Source organism: Bacillus sp. NPDC060175, assembly GCF_042728695.1.
Lineage (GTDB): Bacteria > Bacillota > Bacilli > Bacillales > Bacillaceae_G > Bacillus_A.
The window spans coordinates 1-25,148 of sequence record NZ_JBHWYR010000039.1; the positions used below are offsets into that span (position 1 = coordinate 1).

Below are 25,148 nucleotides of genomic sequence, written 5' to 3' on the forward strand. Positions count from 1 at the left end.
TAGCGCAATACAGTGGGTCTCTTCCGATTGATCGTTATTTCAGGATGGGTAAATTCGAATTACCATTAATAGCATATGATCCACATGCTTATTCAATTATAGAAAGCGATAAGGATGTTCTGTGGAGGGACGAAATTCCGTTTATGTCTGATATCACTTTTGATTTCGGTGCTAATTCTTATACGATTACAGCCCCACAAACATTAAATATAGACAACCAAGGTTCTTTGATTGTTAGACCGATTATTGAAATTACAGGTAATGCAGCAACATTAACTCTCGCTATAAACGGCGAGAGTTTTTCTTTTGGAAGTTTTACAAATTCGACATTTTTAATTGATGCTGAAAGATATGCAACAATAAAAAACGGACAGAATTTCTTATTTCAACTAAAAGGTAATTTAGAAAATTTAGAACTTATGCCAGGTGCTAATGCAATACAAATTGGCGGTTCCAGCCTCAATATAAACATTGCATTCAAATACCGCGCTAAATATATATAAGGTGGTGAAGGATATGGCTGATGCGCCTAAGTTATTACCAACTGATACCTTGAGAACAGGTTATCCAAAAATAAACCAAGCGATTGAAAATGCGAATGAAGCATTAAAACCAACAACACAAAGTCGTATTGCGGATAACGCTGTTAACTATCAAAAGAAGTACATTCCAGAAGCTCAATTGATTAACCGGAACTATATTGAAGTGAACTATAAAACGAGAATAATAACGATTCAAAAAGATTGTTATATATCCATAGAAAAGTATTTATTTAATATATCTCCATCTCGATTAGAAATAGCGTTACCGGATTCCAATAATGATGGCAGGTTACATTTATTGGTATACAATCATGTAACAGGAAAACTGATTTGCAAACCATATAGTTCAGCAGGAGATAACGAACTTTCTATTGTTCATTTTTATCAGAAAAAGATATATGGACCTAACTTTGAATTCATAAATTATATTAGTGATAATGATAACTACAATTATCTTACAGATCGTAATATTAATGTTTCCAATGCAAATATATTACCTGATACAATTGATCACACTCGTATCAATATGTTTGAAGCAACAATCATTTCAAAAGATTTTATCGTTATAGATACAAAACTTCAAAAATTAACCATAAACTTCGATACATTTGCTGTTATCGGAAATAGTATTTTCAATCTAAATTCAACAGGGATGAATATTACAATGAATTTACCAACAGATGGAAAGCTGTATGCGTTTGTTGTGGATATAACACAGGCTCCTTATGCGGTTACGTTTGAAATTTACAACGATAAATCAAAATTAAAAAACAAGCGGTTGTTATTCTATTATTACGGTGGTATTCCTTTAGGGAAGAATGCGAACGTCGTGAAACTCATAAGGGATACTAATACTGATAAAGTTTTAACAATCAAGGATGTTATCGATAAGCACCTTAGTAACCCTTTTTCCAAAACTGTCATTAAATTAATTGGTGATTCTATCACAGCAGGTTTGTGTGGAACTGGATATAGCGCTACAGATAAACCGATAGGAAACACTGGATATAAAACGAACGTAACAACAGCAGTATGTTGGGCGAACATGCTCCGAAATCATGTTATTAATGAGTACAATAGAGAATTTGAGATAGCGGTTAACGATCCTCGTTTATTGTATATTTCAAATACACATAGAATATCGGAAAGTATTGCTTCTAAATTAAAATGGCAAACGTTCTTCTCTAATTTAACGCAAAGTAACGGCATTAAATTCACGTTTTACGGAGATCATTTTAGTATTTACCACGCCACTATTGGCGGTGGAGGTATTATGGATATTTACATTGATGGCGTAAAATGGGGGGAACTTGATACGTATGGGGTGTATACAGATAATGTAGAAAAACAAGTTACTGGATTAACGTTAGATAAACATGTAGTTGAAATTCGTGAGACGAACAGAAAGAATGATAGCTCAACAGCCTATTCTGTTTATGTACAAGGTTTAAAAATACCTAAGACAGCTGATGTTATCAATTTTGGTATTAGTGGGAAAAATTCAGAATTTGTCTATAAATTTCGAGATCAGTTAATCGAATCAAATGACAGTATTGTCATTATGCAAATTGGCACTAATGACCGTCATACCTTTAAAACAAATGCTGCAACAAAGGGATACCATAGAGAAATTATTAAGTATATACGTGAATTAGGGATTGATGTTATTCTCATGTCAGCTAACCCAGTTTCAGTAGAAAACGATATGGACCCGGTACGAAACTTTAAAATGGATGATGTAGATCGCTCTGTTAGTCAAGTCGCAAAAGAAACGAATATGGATTACATTTCGAATTACAAGGGGTATATGGATTATGCAGTAAATACTGGAGTAACCATTGATTCTTTATTATTCGATGGCCTACATCCAAAAGACGAAGGATATAAAGTCATGTTTGAACTTATAGCAAAGGGGCTAGGACTAACGTTATTAAGAGATGGTGTAACCTATGCGTAAAATAAAACTTTACAACAAACAAATGCAGCTCAAGGCCTATCTTGAAAATGCATATAATATAAAGTACAGCCCGCCTCTCAATGAACTTTGGACGGCGGGTTTTTCATTGCCGTTTAATGATCCAAAGCGAGAGGAAATCGAAACTTTTGATTACGTAGAGATATTTGATAACGGTAAACGTATTGGTATGTTTCGTATTATGGACAGTGATGAAGAAAGACAAGTACATGAAAAAATAATAACTTATGACTGCGAGCACGTTTTGTCCACACTGATGGATAGCGTGCTTTTTGGTTATCACGAAAGAATTAATTTAACTACAAGGCAGAATATTGAATATCTTCTCAGCAAACAAAGAATAAAACATTGGAAACTGGGACAATGTGATTTTACAAAATATTTTTCATACAGTTGGGAAAATGAAGATACGTTATTAGGCCCAATATATAGCATTCCGAAGCCATTTGATGAGAAATTCCAATGGACTTGGGATGATTCGTCTTATCCTTGGACTTTAAACATTGTCCGATATTCTGAAGAAATTACAGGTGAACTACGCTACCGGAAGAATATGAAGGGCATTAAACGAAAAGTAGAAGCTAAAGATGTCATGACAAGAATTTATCCTCTTGGTTATGGTGAGGGTGTTAATCAGCTTACAATCAAAAGTGTTAACAACGGTCTTCCTTATATTGATGCTCCTGATTTTGTCAGAGAGTTGCACGATGGATTTGATTATATTTGGGCTGATAGAAAATTTGAGGACCCGAAAACCCTTTATGCTTCAGCTCAAGCAATGTTGCTAAAAGCGTGTATGCCGAAAGTTACGTATGAAATTGATGCAATTGACTATGAGTTAATTGATCCGTACAAAATAGAAAAGTACGAGACTGGTAAACTAGTACGCCTGTATGATGAGGATTTTAATATATCAGTTGATTTACGAGTAATGGACCGTCCGAAGGATGATGTCACTGGTAATCCGCTTGATGTAAAGCTTGTATTAGAAAATAAAGTAACTGATTTAGGTACGATACAAGCCGATATCGAAAAACGACAGAGAGTTAATGAAGTGTATTCTCAAGGGACAACGAATATTGATAGTCGAGATTTCCAAGATAATTGTGACCCCGATCACCCGGCGATCATAAGGTTTCAAATACCTAATGATGTAAAAAATGTGAATGAACTGTTACTGACATTTGAGATATTAAGATTTAGAGCATATGAGCGTGCTATTAAAGGCGGTGGGGCTGTTGTAGGTTCAACTTCAGCTGGCGGTTCGACTGTTGGCTCAACCAGTTCTGGTGGTGCTAATGTAGGTTCTACAAGTTCAGGAGGAGCAAACGTTAGTTCAACCAGTTCTGGTGGCGGTACGGTTAAAACATCAAGTGGTGGAGGAGATCATGTTCATAAAATGTTTCATGGTGGAGGAATTGTTCCTGCTGAACCTCCAACAATAGGATTGTATACAGCTTTTTCTGATCCTGGAAGAAATACAGCAGCTTCTTTTTACGCAAAAGGAACGGGGTCTAGTTTCTATACACACGGTTCTAGCGGCGATCATACACACGATATTTCGTTGCCAGACCATGTGCATAGTATTAGCGTGCCTAACCATGTTCATAGCATTAGCATTCCAAATCATGTACATGATATTACATTGCCGAATCACGTGCACGAGATTACATTGCCAAACCATACCCACGATATTGAGTTCGGGATATTCGAGTTATACGAAACTCCAACAAAAGTAACGATCGAAGTGGATGGGAATACATTGCCGTTCGATTCAATAAGAGGACAAGATATCAATTTGATTCCATATTTAGCAAAAGATACTGATGGTAAACTTCAACGTGGTCGTTATGTGGAGATTAAAATTACACCGAATAGTTTAGCTAGAATAAACGCCACTGTTACAGGGAGACTCTTTATTCAATCCAGATCCGGCGGTACGTATTAAGGTAAATAATAATATAAAAGGAGATTGATAACATATGCAAACAATCGAAATTCATACACAAGGCGGATTAAAACATAAAGTGCAAACTGAAGTATATGATGCAGAAACATTGAATACGAAACTAAATGACAACGATTTAATCACGGTATTGATCAGCGATTTTATTATTCAGCGAATTGATGTAAAACGTATTCTTCCGGTTAATTTACCTGTAACGGAAGGCACTACAAAATTAGAAGTACACACAAACAGCGGGAAACCTATAGTGATCATAACAAACGATTATGACCCGATTTTCTTAAATGAGCAGTTGAACAGCAATAATACAATTACAGTCGTAATTGGCGACTACATCTTCTCCAGAATTGATGTAAAGCAAGTAGTCCCAGTAAAGGAAGAACCGAAAGAACCGGAACAACCATCTGTAACAGAACCAGAGCAACCAACTGAACAACAATAATTAGAATAAAATCTCATTGACGCATAAAGGGAAAATATGTAAAATGTAATATATCCATAAATAAAATGACAAAGTGGTTGATATATCAATGAGCATTAAGAATTTTTTTGTAAACCTAAAAGAGTATCTTGTTATTAAGAAATCCCCAATACATGACACACAAAAAATATGTCCTGAATGTGATGGCACAGGTTACGAAGATGTATTTAATGAATGTGAAGAGTGTGAAGGTAAAGGTGTTGTTAGAAAGACTTATAAAGAATATGTTGATTCACTTCCACCGAGGATATAACAACAATCTAAAAACACGTATAATGCGTGTTTTTCTTTTTTTTACGAGATTACAACAAAATACGGCTTTTACAACAAACAAAAGCGTGCTTATAGTAGGCTTTTTTATTATGTATAAAAATCAAAAAAAATACAAATTTCATGAATGGTATCTACTCTTAGTCATGTATAATAAACTCATGACAAAAGGGGGTAGCTTATTTATGGAAGATCTGTTTAATGAAATTGAAAGAGGTTTAGATGCAGGAGTATATCATTTATCTTTGGGGATGGCTTTGTGCATACCGGATATTTGTGCCGCTTTACAATCTGATGATGGGAAGGCTAGTGGAAGAAAATATAAAGAATGGTATAACAGGTATGTAGGAGATAAGTTTAGTATGTCAGCTGATGACTGTTACTATTTTAGATGTTCTTTCTTACATCAAGGAAGTACACAACACGAGAAGTCAAAATATAAAAGAATTATATTTGTTGAACCGAATTCTAATTTCTTTTTCCATAATAATGTAATTAATGACGCATTGAATATTGATGTAGCACAATTTTGTAGAGGTTTAACAGAGTCTGCAAAAAAATGGTTAGAAGAGGTCAAGGATGAAGAGAATTTCATTCGAAATCACTCTAATTCATTCAAGAGGTATTCAGAAGGATTATCACCATATATAGTCGGTATTCCTGTATATAGTTAAAAATCTATTTCACGGGAGGTGCAGATTTGACTGTTGAAGAATTAATTGCAAATTTGTTAAATTTGAATCCTGATAGTGAAGTTTATATATCCTGTGAAGGCGGTTGTGTTGTTGACAACGAAATAACGGTTAAACAGGAAGGGAACAAAGTGTTTTTAGAAATCGAATAGTGACATAAACAAAGAGAGGTGAAATTCACCGCTCTTTTTTATTTTGTAAAAGGAGTGAAAAGATGGATCGTATTGATGTATTAATAAAATCATTTATTTTTACCTTCGGTGGCTTCTGCGGGTACTTTTTGGGAGGGTGGGATACAACATTGAGGGTTCTACTAATCATGGCAGCTATCGACTATATCACAGGAGTAATTGCAGCAGGATTCAATGGGGAACTGAAAAGTAAAGTAGGATTCAAAGGCATCGCCAAAAAGGTGGTGCTTTTTCTTTTGGTCGGGGCAGCTACTCAAGCTGATGCAGCCATAGGGACAAATAGTGCTATTCGTGAAGCTACAATCTTTTTCTTTATCGGAAATGAGTTGCTTTCACTTTTAGAAAATGCAGGGCGGATGGGAATCCCTTTACCTTCAGTATTAACAAATGCAGTTGAAGTTTTAGGCGGTAAACAAAAACAAGAAGATAAAAAAGGAGATGTTCAATAATGGGACAAATTATCGATATTTCGAAATGGAATGCAGGTTCAATAAAATGGGATGTAATTGGGCCACAATTAGATTTATGTATTTGCCGTGTACAATACGGTTCTAATATGATAGATCAATATTATAATGGATATGTAAAAGAATTAGAGAAACGAAATATCCCTCACGCCGCTTATGCATATGGTTGTTTTGTAAGTGTAAATGATGCGATCAAAGAAGCTGATGATTTCATGGCTCGTGTTAGTCCTAATGCTAAATTCTTAGTTTTAGATACTGAAGACGATACATTGAAGTCATGTGGAGAGCAAAAGATAGCGGAAGCATCACAAGCCTTCATTAATCGTTGTAAGTCTAAAGGGTGGAAAGTTGGTTTTTATGTAAGTCACCACATGTATAATAAATATGGATTAAACAATGTGAAAGCTGATTTCCTTTGGATTCCACGATATGGTGGACCGAAACCTGCTTATAAATGTGATATTTGGCAATACGCAGACGGAGAAACAGGTGGATGGCTTGATGGAATCGGAAAGGTTGATTTAAATTCTTTAGTTGGAGATAAACCTTTATCTTGGTTTACAGGAGAGAAGCAGCCAGAACAACCTGTTTCTAATGGCGGATATCAATATGTTAAATCTGGTGGGTTTGGCGTCGCGTTGGTTCCTGAAGTATTAAATGCTATGGCTGAGCGCGGAACTAAAGGACAAGTTATTTCTGATCCATCAACTGGTATAGCATACTTACAAACGGAAGTGTTACCTAATCCAGAATTAGACAAGATCACTTGGTGGATGGATACTAGACCGGACGGAAAGTGGTATTACGATTATATTAAGAAATAAACAATGAGAGCCGTCCTGTTGGGCGGCTTTTTTTATTTACATCCAAAAATCATCATAATAAACATCTTTATTCGTTAACTTTTTCAAGGCTCTTATAATCTTATTTCCATTCTTTAATGATGGTTGAAATGCATCTCCCTGGCATATTCGGCTGATCGTTCCCCTGTTAACTCCACTTTCCCTCACTATGTCCTGTTGTGAAAGGCCATTTTTATCAAGAAATTTACCGAAACGTGAACGTGGCTTACCTAGTCCGAACATCTTTTTCTCTCCCTTACTTTCTTAATTGGTAACAAGTCTGTACCAAAATTAAACTTTTTAAACTTCACGAAAGTTTGAATATTGTCCAAGCCATCCACAATAAGATGTATCAAGGTCGCTACCAAAGTAGCTATCAAACTTGTTATCAAATTAGCTATCAAGGTATATAACCAATCCACTATCAAGGTAACTAGTATTTGTACTATCAAAGTAGCTATCAAGTTAGCTATCAAAGTAATACTATCAAGGTTTTGGGGCGATAAACCTATGTATCATCAGGATTTTAAATTCTGTTTATAAAGGGGAGTTTTATATGTTAACTACATTCATTTCATTAGGAGCTTTAGGAGTAACTACAATTGGCGGAGCGATATTAGAGAAGCATCTTGTAAAAAATGATCACGTTGCGGCAGCTAAACTTTTAAGTGATGGAATGTATCACGGAATGAGGATAGGTGGAGTTTGTTTCATTGGGTATGTGTTTATCAAAATCTTAATCATGTTTTAGGAGGTGTTACATGGGACTCATCAAAGAATGGCTTCATAAACAAAGTTTGAAGAATCAACTTATAGAGGTATTTGGAAAAGCAGGTTTATATGTAGACCATCAAACACGAGGGGGGAAAATACCGATTTATCCAAAGATACATGATATTTCGTCCACACAAGAAAGAGTTAGATATATATTTACCATTCCAAATGGTTTGGATCCGAAGACAATTGAAAAGAAATGGTTTTGTTTTCAACAAATATTAGGACGCAACGTAGCGATTGAAGGTGATATTAAACGATTTGTACTTAATGTATTTCATTCCGATGCGGGACTGAAGCTATACAATTACAGTTATAAGAAATGGCAGCCATTACTAAAACAACATCGTCTTCCTGTTGTGGTTGGCCGGGACCAGTTCGGTAATATGATTGTGTACGATATGGTTGATTCAAATACACCACATTTATTAATCGCAGGGGAAACAGGAAGCGGTAAAAGTAGTACGGTACGCGTTGTTCTGTCCACACTCATTCAATACATGTCTCCTGATAAATTACATTTGTATCTGGGCGACTTAAAAAACTCCGAATTTCATTTCTTAAGAAGAGTGAAACATGTAAAAGAAGTTTGTATGGAAGAAATCGAAATGAAGATAATGTTGCAAAAAGTGTGGAAGGAAATCCGAGAACGTAGAAAACTAATGGAAGAGTATGAAGTGGACCATATTGACGAATACAACAAAATGAATCTTGATAAACAGAAACCGTACATCTTACTTGCTATTGATGAAGTAGCAATGCTTCAAGGCGAAAAAGAATGTATGTCTACAATCGAAAAAATATCAGCAGTCGGCCGGGCTCTCGGAGTCTTTCTGATGCTCAGTATGCAACGTCCTGATGCAAAAGTATTAGATGGTAAGTTGAAGTTGAATATGACAGTAAGAATGGGCTTTAAATGTGATAGTACGATTAATAGTAATATCATGGGTACACCTGGATCAGAACATTTAGAGCAATCGGGCCAAATGATATTAAAACTAAACGGATTAAAGAAAGTGCAAGCTCCATATTTAGAAATAAGTAAGGCAAAGCAAATTGTTGAACCTTACCGCGTTCCAAAAGAGGATATGACGCTCCAGAATCCTCCACAAGAAGAGAATCAATTATTTGGGGTGTTAGATTATGATGAGTAGAGACAAAACCATTTTGAAGGATTTGAAACGTTTTAGATGTATGTCTAGGGATGATATTATTGATTTGCATTTTCAAGGATTAAAAAACGCGGTTACTTGCTGTAATACGGTAATGAAACGATTAAGAAGAGATGGTCATGTGGATGCAAATATCTCACAGCAGCCATTTATATATTTCCCTCAACCTAGTACACTTCGAAAAACTAGCCAAAAGATTCCCCACTTCCTCGGCATTGTGGACGTATACAAACAACTCATTCAGTATGAAAAACCTAAACTATTCAAAGTTGAACCGAAATACGGAAAAGAATATATGGAGCCCGATGCATTTACAATATGGCGTAGATCTCCATTTTTTATTGAAGTCCAAAAATCAGTTTACAGTAAAAAAGTTATGCAAGATAAAATCAATAGGTATGAATTATACTTTCATAGTCAGGAGTGGCATAACGAATCGTGGCAGCCCAAAGGATCTAAATACTTCCCGTCAATATTAATTATTACTGATAAGCAGTATGATATTAATTCTTCTAATTTACGTATCTTCCAAGCTTCTTCAATTAGCAATTTCATGGATAGTCTTGCAACGAAAATATAGTAACTCTTCCTAACTAAACAGCACACCCAGTTTGACTGTTGAATCTATGAAGAGTTACAAGGGGTAACAGGCATAATTATATTATGTAGACAAAGGTGAATATAGAATAAAAAAAGCCCTGAATAATCAGGGCCTTTATCTGTTATTAAGATTCAAAATCTCCGCCACGATTTAACTTAGGACGTTTCTTTTGTTTCGGTTCTTCTTTCTTTTCTACCACTGGAGCAATAACGGGTGCTGTGCCGCTCGTATGCATGAATTGTCTAATAGCTGTTCTTACCATTTCTGCTTTACGATTGCGCGGTAAGGATTCTAACCATAACTTGATGTCTTTATCTAATACATCATCATAAGACAAAAGGTACGTCTTATTCGCCATCTTCTTCGCCTACCTCGAATTTACCGTATCTATAGAAGCCTTCTACATTTGCCGTCTGGCTCTCTTCTAATTTAGTTACTTTACCAATCCATTCTTCCAATAACTGATGGAATGTATTCGCACCGCCACCAGAAACAAGAACTTCATCGAAGCGATCGAATGTTTTCCAAGCATTATTTACACCATTCACAATGAAATCATACACTTCTTTAATTGAAGCTGACTTTTCTTCATTGAAATCAATTGGATCCATACGCTTAGAAGCCTGGTATTCTCCACTTTCAAATACTTTTTCTAATTTGTAATCATTAATAGTAGCGCTAGTTTCTTTTTTGATTTTGGATACAATCGGCTCATATACATCATGCATTCCTTTAGGAACCGATGTTGATTCTTTATCACGACGTAACATAGAAACTACATCTAAATCTGTAGTACCTGTTCCAATATCAATGATACCTACAGTCATATCTTCATAAGAATCATCACTTACAAATCCATCTTCATCTAAGTAACGGCTCATTACTGTCCCTACTGGTTGAGCAAGTACGATAACATCTACAACATTAATCGTTACTTTTTTACCATTCACTTCAACTTCATGAGTTCCTTGATATACTTCTTTGATTTCTTCAACTGCTTTTGTGCCAATTTCCTGGCTAGGAACACCAGTTACAACTAATACTTCATCGTAACCTTTAACATTTGATTTAGCTGCCATTTCAGCTAATGCGATTTTAGATAAAGTGATGTATTGGTTAGTCTTGTAACGATTTTGTTGAGCGTATGTGTTTAAAGTATTGTTCACTTTAATGATATCGTCGCCCCACACATACTCAGCGCCATCAACCTTGTAAGTTTTAAGTTTCATTTTCCCACCAGATAAAGCTTCCCCAACGTTTGAAGCGAATGAATAAATAGATGGAAGAGTCTTTTTAAACACGTCTGTACGCATTTTAACAGCACCATTCCCATGATCAATTGCAAATACTTTCGTCATTTTCCCATCTCCTAAATAGTTATTTAATACTTATATAATAGTTATATAATGTTACTTTTATTCTAACTAAAACGGATGGTTTTGGCAATATATTATACGATAAAATAACAAAATTAATAATACTTATATAACTGTTATTAATTTTAATAAACAAAAAAAGAGACCCTTCACCAGAATCTCCACTAAATGAAACATATCGATAAAATTAAAGAAGCGTTTCCGTTAATTTACTACCATATTATCTGGCAACTGCCCCCAAAAATCAGTTAACGCAATTGCATACGTTTTTAAGTCATGTTCCTTCAAGTTAATAACTACATCATTTAAAGTTGTTTGATAAAAGTCTAATAGGTTGGCTGATACATACGAGGAATCGAATATACCTGGTCTGATCTTCAATAGATCATTAGCGGATTCACCTGGTCCATGTTTTATTACATTAGCAAGCAATCTCAACTCGTTTATTTTGTCCCAACAAGATAAGGTAGTAATATCAACTTGAAATTTAAGGAAGAAATCTTTTATTTTACCGATATTCGTACAAAAATCTTTATATTCTATTTCTTTCTGATTCTTATCAAAAAACTTAAAACCACTACGTGTCATTTCTTTATATAAAAACTTTCTAACTTGTTGCTCCCAAAATTGATACATTGTAGAAATCCACATTAACTGTGTGTTGTACCTCATTAACGATACATTTTCATAGTAATTTATACTAAATTGCAATGCATCATCAGCATAATCACCAGGATCGCAGTTTTCATGACCTACCTGCATCATCATTTCGTTGTAAGTTTTTTCAGCAACTTCTTCAGCTTCCTGACCTATATTGTCAAAAACTGGAGATATTCTCTCGGTATAGGTTTTGAAATATAATTCATATGGTTGTTGCAAATTTTCTCTTAAACGATTGTCTAATATCATAACACACTGCATTTAAATCTCCTCCACTTATAATCTTACCAGAATCTCCACCAAGGTTTTTTATTCGTTGCTGCTGTCTCCAACAATACACGTTTTTCTTCCTGCATCTCACGTATGGCACCCATAAGCTGCTGATCTCGCTTCTCCAATTTCTCATCAATATAACGTTGCTGCTCGTCCAATTTTATCACCATTTTCTTCAACATCTCATTCTGATGCTGAATCATTTCTTTAAGCTCGTTATATCGCTCGTCATGTTGCTCATTTTCCGTTATAACATTCATATCAACCTCTGATACATCTTTCTCCCGAACCCATGTCATAACTGCGCCACAGGCCTGTTTTAACGTCATATCAGGGTGTGATTTGATTTCAATTAACTTTCTGAGCGTTATAACATCGTTATCAAGAAATCCACGGTGCCCATGCTCATTCTTATGAAAGTGGTATCCGTGTTCCTCTAGCATGATACAGTACTTACGTAAGGTTGATTCCTGAATCTTAAGCATCATCGCTACATCTTTGCTAATATAAATGGATTGAGAGCTGTCTGTTTTATCTGTCATAACACCATCACCTCGTGTTATATCATTCGTGATGATAGAAGGAGAATCCTTGTCTTCGTCAAAATCCCCTATAGACTGAAATTATGGTTTATACAACAGATATGGTGCGTGAAATTTTAAACAAAAAGATGATTCTCAAATAAGAGAATCATTCAAATTCTTGAGCATCATGAAACCCTAGATCAAATGAATATAACTTCTCTAATGTTTCTGAAGCACCTATATATTTTAAAATGTTTTCAATGTCCTTGTATGATTGAAAATATACCGTTTTCGCTTTAGGGATTTTCCCGTCAGTCTGTAATTGTTTCTTTTTAATACCTAATTCCTTGTACATAAACTCGTTTAAATGTTCCAATATATCTGTAGATCCATGAATGCGTAAACGAGGTCTAATATAAATCTTGTTTTTAGGTCGTTTTTCTCTCATAATTCCAACATCATGTCTCATTAAGATATATGTTTTAACAAATATTTCTTTATTGAATTCGCCATTAGGGAATGATCTGGATTTTTCTTGTATGGGAGTCCAACCTAATTCCTTTATTTTCTGGATAAATAGGTGACCGCTACTCATAGTGGTGTACCATTCTACATATCCTTTTTCTTCGCGATATCTTGATTTTGTTTCTTTCTCAAAGAAATCAGCGAACTTATTCACTATATCGCGTGACTTGTGAGTGAATTGAAAAGACCCTGACGATTCATAACCATTTCTCCAAACCATACCAAGAGCTACAGAAAAATCATTCGTTTTAACAAAATCCTCAATCCATTCGTTTCCTACAAGCTCGTTAATCATAGAATCTCCCCTTAAATTCTATTGTTCTAACCAATTAAAGAATAAAATGTTACCTTTAAATTCTTCTTTATTTTGACGTATAAAAGCTTTCGCAGTTTCTACAGTGTTTTCTCTTTCAATAACCATCGCAAGGCGACCGGCGTAAAAAATCGCTGGTTTCTGTACAGGATTTGACGTTTGACTACGTTCTTCCACAGTTATTAAAAACTCATCAATAGACTTGTCCACTTGTTTTATTGTCCCGATACGTACATTTTTCTCTTGCAACGTTTTTAATACATCTAAAAATTGCTGTTTACTTTTAAAGATCTTTTTGTCTTTTAATCTTTCAACGACAGATTTATAGAAAAGATTAGACATTTGATTTATATATTCTTCTTCCTCTTCATTTTCTAAATTTAATCCATCTACTATATCTAGTAAATTATCTAAACTAGAAGAAGAGGATAAAGAGTTCTCTGATGTAATTTGTGTAGTAGTCTTTGTAGTAATCTCTGGTAATGTTGTTTCATTTTGAAATTGATCGTTCGATTTTGGAATTGGTTGTTCTATTTTAGAATCGTCAATTTCATTTTGAAACTCCGGAGTTTCATTATAGAACGTCGCAATTTCATTTTGAAACTCTCTAAGATCAAACTTATATCCTTCAAGGAAATACCCCTTTTTAAAAAGGTCTTTCTGCACTTTTAGAATATCGACCCTATATTGGTATGTATTGTCACCTTTCCAATTTGGGTTTTTTCTACGTTCTAACCAACCCTCTTGTAAAAGTGTTTCTAAGTGACGACCAATGCTAGACTTACTCATTCCAAGCATTGTCTCTGCACTCATATCATCCGCTGTTTTATATATCCATCCGTGAGTTAGTTCAATTTGTTCAAATAATTCAGCTCGCTGTCTTTCTTCTGTATTCATGGCCATACGAGCACGTTTCTTTTCCTCTTCAATGAATTGATCGTAGTCAGATACACGTTCACTCCAATAAATTAACTGATTCAAAAGAACAGCCTTTTTGAAATCGCCTGTTAGTGCAACTAATTCTTCTTTAATTACTGCGCGTTTTAATTTGTTAGACATAATAAAAAATCCTCCATTTATTGCCCCGACAAAATTTGGGTACAATGAATAGAGGATTTGTAGTTTACGTTTTTTTAAAGTTATGATACTATTTAGGTATCAACTTAATTTACGTATGTACAAAACCTCTGTTTCCGGTTTTTAAATGGTATCTGCCGCCAAGCTAAACGCCATCTAAAAACTTCTGTCGGGGGTTTTTTTATTTTATGTAAAAGTTTTTTGATTTAAAATCTATTTATCTACTCTTCATCTTAGCAGATTCATGACTAAAAAAGAAGAGTAAAAGGGGAAACTGTCGATTGCCATTTATATAATGGGGCTTATATTTAAAAACGAAGGGGCGGTATCATGGAAGAGATTTGGAAGGATATTCAAGGTTTCGAAGGAAGATATCAAGTTAGTAATTTAGGTCGTGTCAGAAGTATCGACAGAATTGATGCAGTAGGAAGAAAGAAAAAAGGACAAGTTTTAAAAGCATATAAAGATTTAAAGAAATACACTCGTGTTTACATATATTTAAATGAAGGATATGGGCAAAAAAGGCCGGTTCATCAAATGGTAGCCAGAGCCTTTGTTCCTAACCCAGAAGACAAACCTGAAATAAACCATATTGACGGTAATAAAGATAATAACATGGCTAGCAATTTAGAATGGTGTACGTCTTCGGAGAATACAATACATGCATTCAAAAACGGATTAGCAACTACAGTTGGTGAAAAACATAGAGCCACAAAAATAACTGAGGAAGACGCTTTGTTCATTAGAAATAATTACAAGCCAAGAGATAAAGAATATGGGGCTACAGCATTGGCTGGAAAGTTCGGATTATCCCGAGCTACTGTAGAGAATATCGCTAAAGGTTTTACATGGAAATATCTTAATGATTAAACAAAAGATTTGACGAAAAAAGAAGAGAAATCGGGAAGCTTAACGAGGATTAAGGGATCATGGAATAATTTAATAATGCACAAGTGCAAAATCACATATAACCCGCCTACGGAAATAGGTGGGCTTTTTTATTTATAAAGAAAAGACACCCTAAGGTGCCTTCCTCCGACTTGAACCACTTTAATTTTAATAATATGTATTGGATGACTAATCCAACATTATTTTACCACGTTAATTAATATTGGTCATTGAGAAAGATGATTCAAATCTTAATCTTTTAATTCAGCCTGTAGAATAAAGTTATCTTTTATACCGCCTTTAAATGTATATGTTATGCCATTTCTCTTATACGTTTTAGTGAATTGCTTGTTAAATGCATCTTTATCACTAAGACCAAGTTCTTGTTTAACTAAATAACGTTCTGAATAATTTAATGAGTCATCTATTGTTCCAATTAATAATAAGAATGCGAATTCAAAGTCTTTATGTTCTAATAAATAAGCGTCAGTAGTCATACCAAGTGTGGCTTTTTCAATATATTTGTCCTTGTCTGTTGTTAAGAATATAAGGATATTGTCGGATAAGTTGATAACGGTTCTCCCATCTTCTAAAACGTCAGTGGAATTAATTTTCAAATTTGTTTTTCTTCCCATTTCCTTGAAAGCTTGATTTATTCTGCCTTTGTATTCATCAATTGTTGCTTTTTTTACTTTCGTTTCATCTTGAACCTTAATTGCGTTTTTTGATTCTTTCTCTAGTTGATATTTATCTTTATCATTGGATGTCTCTTCTTTAACGTTATCTTGTTTATTATTTTCTTTCTCTACATGCTTTTTTTCCTGTTTTGATTCTTCTTTAGCGGCGTTTTTCTTTTCTTCTTCTTTTTTATCGTGCGTTCCAGTTATTCCTAGATAAAAAAAGATGATAATTCCCCAGAACCACCACTTTTTATAGAACGGTTTCTTCATTTATGCATCCTCCAATTATGTAAAATTGTAATATTTATAGAAAGCATAACAAATCCAGTTACAACTATTTTGTCATATTTTGTCGAACGGAAATAAAAAAAGAGAGCAATTCGCTCTCTTACCACAATTGGTCAAATTATGTCAAATTTTACCACTGGTCAATGGAAAAGATTTCTTCTAAAATGAAATCAAATCACAGTATTTCGTGATTCTCACCTAAGAACCGCACATAATGGTCAAGTTGTTTGCAAAAGTTCTCTCTTTGGCTATCAGATAACGCTCCATACGTTTTTTGAACACCAGAAAGAGTATTATGTAGCATTTCATCATCAGTAACGTCAGTGCGCCCAGTAAGTACGTCTAACGTTACATTGAAATAGGAGGCGAGACGAAACATTGTCGTAAGATCAGGCTCAGAAAATCCATTTTCATAATTGTTGACCTGGCTTCTGCTGAGATTTAGATCATGAGCTAAATCCGCTTGTCTTAACGAACGACTTTTCCTAAGTTTTTTTAAAGTTTCACCTAAAGTTTTCATACTATCAGTATAGTTATATGAATATCGATATACTATAAATGATAGATTTATTGTCATTTATGATATTATGATATATTTTTAATCTTAGGTAAAAATAAAACAGGAACTTATGTTCTCTTTTGGGGAGAATAGTGGTAAAATATGCATATGGGTTCTTCAAACGTCTTAATGTACAATTGCATATTTAATTTCTTTAAATCCGATAAACGTTGATATATAGCGTTTATCCAACTTTCTCAATAAAAATCAGATAACTCCATGACCGAATTTTGGGAAAAATGTGTTATTATGAAAATAACTAAAAACGGACGTAAAAAAGACCTACAACTGTGTAAGTAGTGCTGGTAACACTCTTACACCGTCCTCCCTAATCGCACTAGGGAAAACACTTGTCATAAGTCTCATACATAATTATAACACACAACTTAGATATGTTGACACGTTTTCCTGTAAATGTAAAAACCTAGGGGTAACGTGTCTTTTTTGTCCAACAAGGGGGCAAATTTTGTGCATGATATTTCTGTTAATGAATCTAAACAAGAATTCATGAGTGGTTTATTAAGAAGATTAAAAGACGATTTATTCGTATCTAAAATCACTAGAGAAGAGTTAGCGAAGTATGTTGGGATAGCGAAAAGCACGCTGTCAGATATTTTAAATGAAAAAACGGAAATTAGTTTTAATTATTTAGTAAAAATAATTATGAAACTTTACGATTCACCTGCACCAACATTAAGAAATGATATGCTCTCTGAATATCTTACCTATGCCAAACCCGAAAACCAAAGGGAAGCTATGGAGTATGCGGCATTCCGAAGAGAATTTGTTTCTTTGAAAGAAATTATTGATAAAGAACTGAGTTCTCCAACTGAAATGAACAGAGAGTGGGCAAAAGTATATAACGTTATTTATGAACACTGCAGAGAAAAGAATGAAAATGAGCCTAAATATGATCCTTATAATTTTTATGATGATTTAGATGATTTAAAGAGCGTGATCGCCAGTAAGGAAATGAAAACTTTAATAGAAATTTTGAAATGTCAAACCCTTTACCAAATGAAAGAATATAAAGTTTTATTCAAACGGATTGCAAAAGTAGAAAAGAAAATAAACAAAACGGCCAACAAATTTATTCGTAACAGTCATTTAGTACGAATGAAAGAAGGTATGATCGTTACCTACCTGATGCAAAATGAGATAGTACAAGCAAGGGAACATTGCAACGGTCTATTAGATATTTGTGATAAGAATCCGGATTTTCTAATTCAAAAAGCTAGCGCTTATTTCAGTCTTGGAGAATCTTACTTATTTGAAAGCTACGAACAATCTAAGAAAATGCTAGAGAAGTCACTATTTATTTTAGAGAATGGCGCCTTCACAGTCGGAGAAGATGTTAAAAGAAAAAAACAAAGAGTGGAGAATACATTAATCTTTTTGAAGATCCACCATTACAGGGATATACAAACATTGCCGCAAGTTCTTGATAAAGTCGGCTATGCTTATTTAGAATTAAAAAAAGGAAACAAAATGAAGGCAGAATTGCTTTTGCTAGAGATAGAAAAAGCAAATGGTTCTTTAAACGAATTCGAAACTTGTTATATGGGGTTAGCGAAAGAAGACAAATATTTACTAGAAAAATCACACAAAATGTTTTTAGAAAAAAAGAGCCTTTTTTATGCGAAAATACCACAATTATACTTGGGCTATAATTGAAAAAATGGTATAATAATCTTATGAGAAGAGGTGAATTTATTGAAAAAGATTTTAATGTTTTTACCGATTTTAGCAATCGCTGGATTGTTTGCTTTCTCAGCTGATAAAAAAGTTGAAGAGCCAAAACAAGAAGCAACAGGCTATGAAAATGTAATTATGTATTCAAACGAACCAGGCGGTGGCGGCTGGTAAACGTTAATAATATAAATAGAAATGCGATCGTCCTGAAAAGGGTGGTCGCATTTCGTGGTTTTAGGGGTTGTTCGGTTTTTACCAAAAAAGACAAAAGCCGAAACTATGTGAATGATTCACAAACTATAATGAAAACATAGGAGGATTTAGGGATGGAGAAATTAGAGAGCAAAGCTGTAGTTGATAAATTTGGGGATGTACTAAAAGAAGTTATGAATAGTGCCGAAAAAGGGGATTCAGCATCTTACGACATATTATCAGAAATAAAAAAAGCGATTGGTAGCAACTAAAGCTATCAATCGCCGGATATCTTAACTAAGTTTGTAATAAGATCTAAAAGTTCTTTTTGTTTTTCAGGTGATTTAGTTTTAACTTGCATCATAAGTCTTTCCCATTCATCTTTTGCGGCAACATCAGGATTCTTTTCACTTGATTCACCAAGTACATAAGAAACTGATACATTAGCCAGTTTCGCAATTTCTAAGCTCATCTTTTTAGATGGGCACTTTGTACTGTCTTCATTTTCCCACATCGATACTGCAGATCTACTTTGCATTCCTAAAGCTTCAGCAAATTCCCTTTGGCTGAGTTGTAGGTCAGTCCTTATCTCTTTCACACGTCTACTAATTAATTTGTAATCCATTCTATTATTCCCCTTAATATTTATTAGTAATCTTTACTTACTAACGCTAAAAATAATTACATAAATACATTTCCTATATCTTAAATTTAACAAATATGTTCTCGAAATGACAACACTTTTAAAAACTTTTATTTTTTTATAATTTATGGGTTCTCAAAAAGAGACTCCCTATGTTATACTCAAATCAACGAAACGAACAAAGGGTGATACCGAATGAAATTAAACACGGAAAAGATTAGGGAGCTAAGACTTTCTAAAGGTTTCACACAGGTTGAGGTAGCTAAAACAATGGGTTACACGAATAGGAACTCATATTCTCAAGTAGAAACAGGAAAGCGTGAACCTAACTTACATAGATTGTCTTTACTCGCTGGTTTGTATGAAATTACTATTGATGAATTGACAAGGTAGTCTTTTTTTACCTTAAAGGTCTCAAAAAGAGACGTCTCAAAAAACGAATATGGAGGAAAATAAAATGAATCAATTACAAGTTTTGCAGTATCCAGTAAGTGAGATTGTCTTTATGGCAGGAAATGAAGTTGTTACGGATAGCTTAACAATCTCTCAAATGTTCGGTAAGCGTCATGATCATGTGATGAGGGACATCGAAATTCAAATTGAAAAACTACTTGAAGCAGGTGAACAACAATGGGGTATCACCAACTTTGGGGAGACCCAATACCAACATCCGCAAAACAAACAATGGTATGACAAATACAACTTAACAGAAGATGCATTCGCAATTGTAGCGATGAGCTACATAACACCAGAAGCAATGAAGATGAAAATTAAGTTTCTAAATGAATTTAAACGAATGAAAGAGCATATCCAAAAAATACAGCAACAACCAATTAGCATCGAAGACGCAGTGATCCACAGCATGAAGGAATTAAAACAAATCAAAGAACATCAGCAACAAACAGATGAGGAACTAAGCAAAGTAAAACACCTTGTAGATAACGAGGTTTGGTTAACTGAACAAAATAAAGAAGCTGTACAACGTAAAGTGAAACACCGTGTATTCGAACTAAAAGAAGAGGGTTACAGCAACACTTCTTATCAAGCTGTGTACGGAGCATTAAAGAAACACTTCGGAGTCGCTAAATACGATAAGATCCCACGTAAATATTATCAGAATGCTATGAAATTTGTGTCCGGATGGTATCCACCAGAAAGACCAATGGAAGGAGCTATGTAAACAATGGAAGAAAGTACATTCTCACATTTAATGATACTGGTTTCAGTCATCGGACTTGCAGGATTCATTTATCTGATGGATCGGATAGACAAACGGATTATGAAGGATGAAAAGTGATGGATAAACAGCAGAAGGATAAGGAAGACAAAGAAAACATCATCAAAATGATACGAGATTTAAAGGCTAGAGGCGTACATAACAGCGTGGCAGTCATCGAGAAATACCATTATATAACTCTAGCTAAATAGAGAGGGGAATGGGAATGAAATACGTCATTCAGAATGTGAAAACGAAAAAATATCTTAAACATAATGAGAAACACGATCCAGAGGCTTATCAATTTAAAGATGTAAACACACCAGAAGAAGCTGAACAATATTCATCGAGACAACATGCAGAGTACGTTGAAATGTGGCATGCGGATATGTCAGAAACATACGAGATTATCCCAATTGATTAATAGGACAAGCTCTCGCTTGTCGGAATATTCAGGAATTTAATGGTATCCCCCACCTAGCAAATAGGTTCCTGGATATTCCGATGCTCGAAAGCATCAAGAAAGGGGAATGAGAAATGGAAGAAGGATATTCAAGGGATGAAACAGGTTTACTCATAGTAAGGTGGATTCCGGAGTATTGGTATCACTATACAGGAGATAGTGGTATAGATCATGAGCCTGTAGAGTTTCTCTACATTCCATGCAGATATAAATGTTGGGGAAAAGGAATCAAGAAAAAATAAAAAACCGCCCTCACCAATAGGACGGTTTGGAGAAAACACATGTAATGACTCTAATTACATTATACCAAATGTTTTCTCCTAAAAACAAGGAGGAATAAGAAATGTTAGAAAACGGAATGTTGATTGGAAACGCTCATGATTCAGCAACAAATGATTTCATGGATTATTGCCAAGGATGCGGCGGAGAGATTTATTACGGCGAAGGTTATCTTGATTGCAATGGGGATCCAATCCATGCAGAGGCTGATTGTATTAAACAATTCGTACAAGAACGCTCTGTAGCGAAAGTGGCAGGTGAATGATATGGGATTACAAAACAAAATCGAAGCTGAAATTCAAATTCTAATGAGTTTGGTTGAACGATATAAGCAAAGTAAAGAACCTGGTGCCTCATCAATGGTTGTGGCTTATGAATACGGATTACAAGCACTTATGGAAGTTTACGAGGTTAGTCAACAAGAAGAGGTGATTCCATTTTGAATGCAGGGATTGAAGAGTTAGAGAAGTCGTTATCTGTAGAACAACGGAGATTAGGAGAATACAAACGAGAGTTAGAAAGATTAGAGGCAAAGAAGCCAATTGTAATTGAAAATATCCAAGAGACTGAAAGTAAGGTGTTTGAAATAGAAGATGCGATTGCTGTATTGAAAAAGTTCACTAGAGGAGATGACGAATAATGAATCTCTGGCAAAAGCTAGTAGCAATTCGTAAAGACATAGACGTATTTGTAAAAAACGGAAAAAGTTATGGATATGACTACGTAACAGGTTCTCAAATACTCCATAAAATCAAAAATAACATGGACGAATTACAAGTTATCCTCATGCCAAAGATGGGTGAGCACAAAACATGGCAATACAGCTATAAAAGTAAAAAAGGTAAGGATACAACAGACTTTGTGATTGAAGGTGACGGATTTTACGAGTGGATCAATGCAGAGAAGCCTGACGAAAGAGAAACGATCCCTTGGAAGTTTTTTGGACAACAAGATGACATTTCAAAAGCGTACGGTTCAGCACTGACATATTCGGAAAGGTACTTTTTACTTAAATTCTTCGGTGTTCCAACTGACGAAGATGATGCAGATGCTAAAGAACCTATACCTAAACAACCAAATAACAATAATAGCAATCAAAATAGAACAAATACTCAACGAAAAGAAGACTTGCCATTGCCTACAAATGCTACTGAGGGTTCGGAAATCATCCTTTCATTCGGTAAGTACGAAGGGAAGACGTTACGAGAAATCTTTAAAGAAAACAAAGGTTACCTTGAATGGTTAGTTAAGAATGACAAAACTGATAATCGGATAAAAACAGCTATCAATATGATGTTACAAGCAGCACAACAATCAGCTTAATAAGGAGATGAAACCATGTTAGATAAAACAGAATCTAAAGTCGTCCTTCCGGCGTGGGTATGGAAGGGCGCACGAAACGAAAAAGAAGCAAAATCTAAGGCGATTGAGTACATCACTCCTGATCGCTATCCAGGATACAGGATATTAAGTGTTAAAGGTGATATTGCGATATGCGAAAGGGAGATGTAAATGGCAACTTTTAGAGTAAGTAAAGACAAAAACTACACAACAATTAATAATACAGGGCTTCGCGATGAACGTTTAACTTGGAAGGCGAAAGGAATTCTTGCATATATCCTTTCGCTTCCTGACGACTGGGTCTTTTATATGGAAGAAGTAACAAAGCATTCGAAAGATGGTATAGCGAGTTTGAAAGCTGGAATGAAGGAATTAAAGGAATGCGGGTACGTTAAACGATTCCCAATTAAGGGGGAAGACGGGAAGATTCACAAGTGGGAAACGATTATATATGAAGTACCACAAGTCGAAAAACCACTAGTAGAAATTCTACCAGTGGAAAGTCTACTAGTGGAAAACCTACCAGTAGAAAATCGACCGCTACTAAGTACTAAAGAACTAAGTACTAATAAACCAAGTACTAATAAAACAAATAATACTACGTCCTCTTCTGACGAAGACAACAAGGAATCACCAATCCCTTATGAGGATATTGTTTCTTATCTTAATGAAAAAATAGGCAAGTCCTTTAAACATAAAACGGCCAAAACAAGAACCTTAATCAACGCTAGATTTAAAGACGGCTTTACTATAGAAGATTTCAAACAAGTTATTGATATCAAAACAGCACAATGGCTTACTGATTCGAATATGAACCAGTACTTACGACCAGAAACGTTATTCGGGACTAAATTTGAAGGTTATCTAAACGAAAAAATAAAAGGAGCGGGTTCTAATGCAAGCAGTGGCAGTGTCGGTGGCAAAGATAGCAGCTTCATCAACAAGTATGACTTTACCAAAGGTCGCTAATGAAAGATGTGATTTATGCAGACGTAAAAAGTTTCTTGATGAATATAACAAAGCTTATTGCTGGCATTGCAAAGAAATTGCTCCTCAGGACGTCCAGTTAGCTCAAGAAACGCTTGTAATACAAAAGAGGAACCAAGTTATTAGTTTGTACGATTCGTTCGCAGATAACAGCCTAATCAACGATAAATTGAAGAAGGCTACTTTTGATAACTATGTACCACTTACAAAGGATTTAGCGGATGCAAAAGAGACAATCATGAACTTCGTTTCTACATACAGCAAAGAAGATCCAACGAGCATGATTATTACAGGGGATTACGGAGTAGGAAAAAGCCATTTATGTGTGGCAGCTACAAAGGAATTAATGAAACGTGGATATAGTGCGATGTTCATCCAAATGAATAAATTGTTTACCAAAATCAAATCTACTTGGAGCAAAAACAGCGAATTAACAGAGGACAAGCTTATGTCTCTCCTTGCTAAAGTGGACGTTCTTATTATAGATGATTTCGGGGCGGAGTTTACAGAGAAAGATAAAGAGGGCGTTACCTGGAAGCAAACGAAGACAAATGAAATTGTAGATAGTCGCATAGGTAAAAGTACTTTATTTACAACAAATTTCAATGTTGGCCAATTAGCAGAAATGTACGGAGAACGTGATTTTAGCAGAATGATGGAAAATGCAGAAATGCTAGAAATGTTTGGTGATAATTATAGATTACGAAACTTTAAAAAGGGGGAATAACAATGTGTGCATGTAACGGAACGGGAGTAATTAGAAACGATATTGGAATGGGAATGTATCAATTTGGGTCATGTATTTGCGAAGCAGCTAATATTACGCCTGAAGAAGTGGATAGAAGACGTCAGGTAGTCATTGAGAGATTGAAAGAAACGTATCGATTACAACAATTAGAGAAGGCCGGAATAGTAGCATGAAGCAATTAACTTTGGAAGATGTCGTTGGAAGTTTCGATTATTCAGCAAAGAGCACTTCAGAGAGGTTTTTACAGCGTGACACAAGCGTCATAACGTACTCAGTAGAGTTTTACGATAAGGATGACAAATGGAAGCTTAGATGGTTTGAAGCGAAGTCAGAGAGCGAAGCCAAAGGAATGGCTAAAGATAAATACGGACGGATTCAAATTATCAATACTTATATATCGGATAGGACGTTAGCGGAAATTATGGCATTGGATTAAGAAAGGGGAATGGAA

Annotated in this window: 40 protein-coding genes; 30 read left to right on the forward strand and 10 right to left on the reverse strand. The window is 34.9% G+C overall.

Features of this window, described 5'->3' with window-relative positions; all coding sequences use genetic code 11:
- From ACFWDE_RS18605 to ACFWDE_RS18645, 9 genes are all read left to right on the forward strand, one after another.
- The coding region (locus tag ACFWDE_RS18605; RefSeq protein WP_483861752.1) for a phage tail family protein at positions 1-503 on the forward strand (503 nt) is incomplete at its 5' end.
- A 13-nt stretch (positions 504-516) separates the two neighbouring features.
- Positions 517-2,499 (forward strand): SGNH/GDSL hydrolase family protein, encoded by a 1,983-nt coding sequence (locus ACFWDE_RS18610; protein ID WP_377893851.1) that lies wholly within the window; start codon positions 517-519, stop codon positions 2,497-2,499.
- Positions 2,492-4,465 carry a phage tail spike protein gene (locus ACFWDE_RS18615; RefSeq protein ID WP_377893853.1) on the forward strand — a complete coding sequence of 658 codons (1,974 nt, stop codon included), beginning with the start codon at positions 2,492-2,494 and terminating at the stop codon, positions 4,463-4,465. Before ACFWDE_RS18610 ends, ACFWDE_RS18615 begins: the two co-directional genes overlap by 8 nt.
- A 34-nt stretch (positions 4,466-4,499) precedes the next feature.
- Positions 4,500-4,925 (forward strand): hypothetical protein, encoded by a 426-nt coding sequence (locus ACFWDE_RS18620; protein WP_377893855.1) that lies wholly within the window; start codon positions 4,500-4,502, stop codon positions 4,923-4,925.
- A gap of 88 nt (positions 4,926-5,013) precedes the next feature.
- Positions 5,014-5,217 (forward strand): hypothetical protein, encoded by a 204-nt coding sequence (locus tag ACFWDE_RS18625; RefSeq protein ID WP_377893856.1) that lies wholly within the window; start codon positions 5,014-5,016, stop codon positions 5,215-5,217.
- Positions 5,218-5,419: 202 nt separating this feature from the next.
- Positions 5,420-5,908 (forward strand): hypothetical protein, encoded by a 489-nt coding sequence (locus ACFWDE_RS18630; RefSeq protein ID WP_377893859.1) that lies wholly within the window; start codon positions 5,420-5,422, stop codon positions 5,906-5,908.
- Positions 5,909-5,934: 26 nt separating this feature from the next.
- Positions 5,935-6,078: a hypothetical protein gene (locus ACFWDE_RS18635; RefSeq protein ID WP_157681248.1), complete on the forward strand. Its 144-nt coding sequence runs from the start codon at positions 5,935-5,937 to the stop codon at positions 6,076-6,078.
- A 62-nt stretch (positions 6,079-6,140) separates the two neighbouring features.
- Positions 6,141-6,566 carry a phage holin family protein gene (locus ACFWDE_RS18640; RefSeq protein WP_377893862.1) on the forward strand — a complete coding sequence of 142 codons (426 nt, stop codon included), beginning with the start codon at positions 6,141-6,143 and terminating at the stop codon, positions 6,564-6,566.
- Entirely contained in the window at positions 6,566-7,408 is an 843-nt protein-coding gene (locus ACFWDE_RS18645; protein ID WP_377893863.1) for a GH25 family lysozyme, read from the forward strand. The genes ACFWDE_RS18640 and ACFWDE_RS18645 overlap by 1 nt, the downstream gene beginning before the upstream one ends.
- Before the next feature lie 36 nt (positions 7,409-7,444).
- Here ACFWDE_RS18645 and ACFWDE_RS18650 read toward each other — a convergent pair whose 3' ends face one another.
- The gene (locus ACFWDE_RS18650; protein WP_377893865.1) at positions 7,445-7,669 is read right to left on the reverse strand and encodes a helix-turn-helix transcriptional regulator; all 225 of its coding nucleotides are present in this window, start codon (positions 7,667-7,669) and stop codon (positions 7,445-7,447) included.
- 313 nt (positions 7,670-7,982) lie between these two features.
- On the opposite strand from ACFWDE_RS18650, the gene ACFWDE_RS18655 reads away from it, so the two are divergent.
- From ACFWDE_RS18655 to ACFWDE_RS18665, 3 genes are read left to right on the forward strand one after another with little or no spacing between them, the layout of a single operon-like run.
- The gene (locus ACFWDE_RS18655; RefSeq protein WP_013450099.1) at positions 7,983-8,177 is read left to right on the forward strand and encodes a hypothetical protein; all 195 of its coding nucleotides are present in this window, start codon (positions 7,983-7,985) and stop codon (positions 8,175-8,177) included.
- A gap of 10 nt (positions 8,178-8,187) precedes the next feature.
- Entirely contained in the window at positions 8,188-9,354 is a 1,167-nt protein-coding gene (locus tag ACFWDE_RS18660) for an FtsK/SpoIIIE domain-containing protein (protein WP_377893868.1), read from the forward strand.
- The gene (locus tag ACFWDE_RS18665) at positions 9,344-9,952 is read left to right on the forward strand and encodes a replication-relaxation family protein (RefSeq protein WP_377893870.1); all 609 of its coding nucleotides are present in this window, start codon (positions 9,344-9,346) and stop codon (positions 9,950-9,952) included. Before ACFWDE_RS18660 ends, ACFWDE_RS18665 begins: the two co-directional genes overlap by 11 nt.
- Positions 9,953-10,097: 145 nt before the next feature.
- Here ACFWDE_RS18665 and ACFWDE_RS18670 read toward each other — a convergent pair whose 3' ends face one another.
- The 6 genes from ACFWDE_RS18670 to ACFWDE_RS18695 form a co-directional block, all read right to left on the reverse strand.
- On the reverse strand, positions 10,098-10,331 hold the full coding sequence (locus ACFWDE_RS18670) for a hypothetical protein (protein WP_377893872.1): 234 nt from the start codon (positions 10,329-10,331) through the stop codon (positions 10,098-10,100).
- Positions 10,321-11,331, reverse strand: a complete 1,011-nt coding sequence (locus tag ACFWDE_RS18675) for a ParM/StbA family protein (RefSeq protein WP_377893874.1) — start codon at positions 11,329-11,331, stop codon at positions 10,321-10,323. The genes ACFWDE_RS18670 and ACFWDE_RS18675 overlap by 11 nt, the downstream gene beginning before the upstream one ends.
- 222 nt (positions 11,332-11,553) lie before the next feature.
- Positions 11,554-12,270, reverse strand: coding sequence for a hypothetical protein (locus ACFWDE_RS18680; protein WP_377893877.1), 717 nt, complete (start codon positions 12,268-12,270; stop codon positions 11,554-11,556).
- A 23-nt stretch (positions 12,271-12,293) separates the two neighbouring features.
- Complete coding sequence (locus ACFWDE_RS18685) at positions 12,294-12,767, reverse strand: DUF3967 domain-containing protein (protein ID WP_377893878.1); 474 nt, start codon at positions 12,765-12,767, stop codon at positions 12,294-12,296.
- 205 nt (positions 12,768-12,972) lie between these two features.
- A complete protein-coding gene (locus tag ACFWDE_RS18690; RefSeq protein ID WP_377893880.1) occupies positions 12,973-13,626 on the reverse strand; it encodes a hypothetical protein in 654 nt (217 codons plus the stop codon).
- Between the two features lie 18 nt (positions 13,627-13,644).
- Positions 13,645-14,703, reverse strand: a complete 1,059-nt coding sequence (locus tag ACFWDE_RS18695) for a hypothetical protein (protein ID WP_377893882.1) — start codon at positions 14,701-14,703, stop codon at positions 13,645-13,647.
- A 348-nt stretch (positions 14,704-15,051) separates the two neighbouring features.
- Here ACFWDE_RS18695 and ACFWDE_RS18700 point away from each other — a divergent pair, with 348 nt between their 5' ends.
- Positions 15,052-15,591 carry an NUMOD4 motif-containing HNH endonuclease gene (locus tag ACFWDE_RS18700; RefSeq protein ID WP_377893885.1) on the forward strand — a complete coding sequence of 180 codons (540 nt, stop codon included), beginning with the start codon at positions 15,052-15,054 and terminating at the stop codon, positions 15,589-15,591.
- A 269-nt stretch (positions 15,592-15,860) separates the two neighbouring features.
- On the opposite strand, the gene ACFWDE_RS18705 is transcribed toward ACFWDE_RS18700, so the two are convergent.
- Both ACFWDE_RS18705 and ACFWDE_RS18710 read right to left on the reverse strand, forming a co-directional pair.
- The gene (locus tag ACFWDE_RS18705) at positions 15,861-16,559 is read right to left on the reverse strand and encodes a hypothetical protein (protein WP_377893888.1); all 699 of its coding nucleotides are present in this window, start codon (positions 16,557-16,559) and stop codon (positions 15,861-15,863) included.
- 193 nt (positions 16,560-16,752) lie between these two features.
- A complete protein-coding gene (locus ACFWDE_RS18710) occupies positions 16,753-17,154 on the reverse strand; it encodes a helix-turn-helix domain-containing protein (protein WP_377893891.1) in 402 nt (133 codons plus the stop codon).
- Positions 17,155-17,604: 450 nt separating this feature from the next.
- On the opposite strand from ACFWDE_RS18710, the gene ACFWDE_RS18715 reads away from it, so the two are divergent.
- The 3 genes from ACFWDE_RS18715 to ACFWDE_RS18725 all read left to right on the forward strand — a co-directional run bounded on the left by ACFWDE_RS18715 (position 17,605) and on the right by ACFWDE_RS18725 (position 19,292).
- Positions 17,605-18,810, forward strand: a complete 1,206-nt coding sequence (locus tag ACFWDE_RS18715; protein WP_377893892.1) for an AimR family lysis-lysogeny pheromone receptor — start codon at positions 17,605-17,607, stop codon at positions 18,808-18,810.
- A 39-nt stretch (positions 18,811-18,849) separates the two neighbouring features.
- A complete protein-coding gene (locus tag ACFWDE_RS18720; RefSeq protein ID WP_377894004.1) occupies positions 18,850-19,002 on the forward strand; it encodes a hypothetical protein in 153 nt (50 codons plus the stop codon).
- Between the two features lie 152 nt (positions 19,003-19,154).
- Positions 19,155-19,292: a hypothetical protein gene (locus ACFWDE_RS18725; protein WP_377893893.1), complete on the forward strand. Its 138-nt coding sequence runs from the start codon at positions 19,155-19,157 to the stop codon at positions 19,290-19,292.
- Positions 19,293-19,297: 5 nt separating this feature from the next.
- Here the strand turns inward: ACFWDE_RS18725 and ACFWDE_RS18730 are convergent, their stop codons facing one another.
- Positions 19,298-19,645, reverse strand: a complete 348-nt coding sequence (locus ACFWDE_RS18730) for a helix-turn-helix domain-containing protein (protein WP_377893895.1) — start codon at positions 19,643-19,645, stop codon at positions 19,298-19,300.
- Between the two features lie 213 nt (positions 19,646-19,858).
- Between ACFWDE_RS18730 and ACFWDE_RS18735 the strand changes: the two genes are divergently transcribed.
- From ACFWDE_RS18735 to ACFWDE_RS18800, 14 genes are all read left to right on the forward strand, one after another.
- Positions 19,859-20,056: a helix-turn-helix domain-containing protein gene (locus ACFWDE_RS18735; RefSeq protein ID WP_377893896.1), complete on the forward strand. Its 198-nt coding sequence runs from the start codon at positions 19,859-19,861 to the stop codon at positions 20,054-20,056.
- Positions 20,057-20,120: 64 nt separating this feature from the next.
- Positions 20,121-20,843 carry a Rha family transcriptional regulator gene (locus tag ACFWDE_RS18740; RefSeq protein WP_377893898.1) on the forward strand — a complete coding sequence of 241 codons (723 nt, stop codon included), beginning with the start codon at positions 20,121-20,123 and terminating at the stop codon, positions 20,841-20,843.
- 116 nt (positions 20,844-20,959) lie between these two features.
- Positions 20,960-21,091, forward strand: a complete 132-nt coding sequence (locus ACFWDE_RS18745) for a hypothetical protein (RefSeq protein WP_265327807.1) — start codon at positions 20,960-20,962, stop codon at positions 21,089-21,091.
- Between the two features lie 14 nt (positions 21,092-21,105).
- Positions 21,106-21,303 (forward strand): hypothetical protein, encoded by a 198-nt coding sequence (locus ACFWDE_RS18750; protein WP_377893902.1) that lies wholly within the window; start codon positions 21,106-21,108, stop codon positions 21,301-21,303.
- 113 nt (positions 21,304-21,416) lie between these two features.
- Positions 21,417-21,584, forward strand: coding sequence for a hypothetical protein (locus ACFWDE_RS18755; protein ID WP_377893904.1), 168 nt, complete (start codon positions 21,417-21,419; stop codon positions 21,582-21,584).
- 101 nt (positions 21,585-21,685) lie between these two features.
- Entirely contained in the window at positions 21,686-21,886 is a 201-nt protein-coding gene (locus ACFWDE_RS18760) for a hypothetical protein (RefSeq protein ID WP_377893907.1), read from the forward strand.
- A gap of 1 nt (position 21,887) precedes the next feature.
- On the forward strand, positions 21,888-22,064 hold the full coding sequence (locus ACFWDE_RS18765; protein WP_377893910.1) for a hypothetical protein: 177 nt from the start codon (positions 21,888-21,890) through the stop codon (positions 22,062-22,064).
- Entirely contained in the window at positions 22,061-22,261 is a 201-nt protein-coding gene (locus tag ACFWDE_RS18770) for a hypothetical protein (RefSeq protein WP_377893911.1), read from the forward strand. Before ACFWDE_RS18765 ends, ACFWDE_RS18770 begins: the two co-directional genes overlap by 4 nt.
- Positions 22,261-22,944 (forward strand): ERF family protein, encoded by a 684-nt coding sequence (locus tag ACFWDE_RS18775; RefSeq protein WP_377893912.1) that lies wholly within the window; start codon positions 22,261-22,263, stop codon positions 22,942-22,944. The genes ACFWDE_RS18770 and ACFWDE_RS18775 overlap by 1 nt, the downstream gene beginning before the upstream one ends.
- A 15-nt stretch (positions 22,945-22,959) precedes the next feature.
- Complete coding sequence (locus tag ACFWDE_RS18780; protein WP_377893915.1) at positions 22,960-23,133, forward strand: hypothetical protein; 174 nt, start codon at positions 22,960-22,962, stop codon at positions 23,131-23,133.
- Complete coding sequence (locus tag ACFWDE_RS18785; protein ID WP_377893917.1) at positions 23,134-23,931, forward strand: conserved phage C-terminal domain-containing protein; 798 nt, start codon at positions 23,134-23,136, stop codon at positions 23,929-23,931.
- On the forward strand, positions 23,858-24,676 hold the full coding sequence (locus ACFWDE_RS18790) for an ATP-binding protein (protein WP_377893919.1): 819 nt from the start codon (positions 23,858-23,860) through the stop codon (positions 24,674-24,676). The genes ACFWDE_RS18785 and ACFWDE_RS18790 overlap by 74 nt, the downstream gene beginning before the upstream one ends.
- A 2-nt stretch (positions 24,677-24,678) precedes the next feature.
- Complete coding sequence (locus ACFWDE_RS18795; RefSeq protein WP_377893921.1) at positions 24,679-24,870, forward strand: hypothetical protein; 192 nt, start codon at positions 24,679-24,681, stop codon at positions 24,868-24,870.
- Positions 24,867-25,133, forward strand: coding sequence for a hypothetical protein (locus ACFWDE_RS18800; protein WP_377893923.1), 267 nt, complete (start codon positions 24,867-24,869; stop codon positions 25,131-25,133). Before ACFWDE_RS18795 ends, ACFWDE_RS18800 begins: the two co-directional genes overlap by 4 nt.
- The last annotated feature ends 15 nt before the right edge of the window (positions 25,134-25,148 follow it).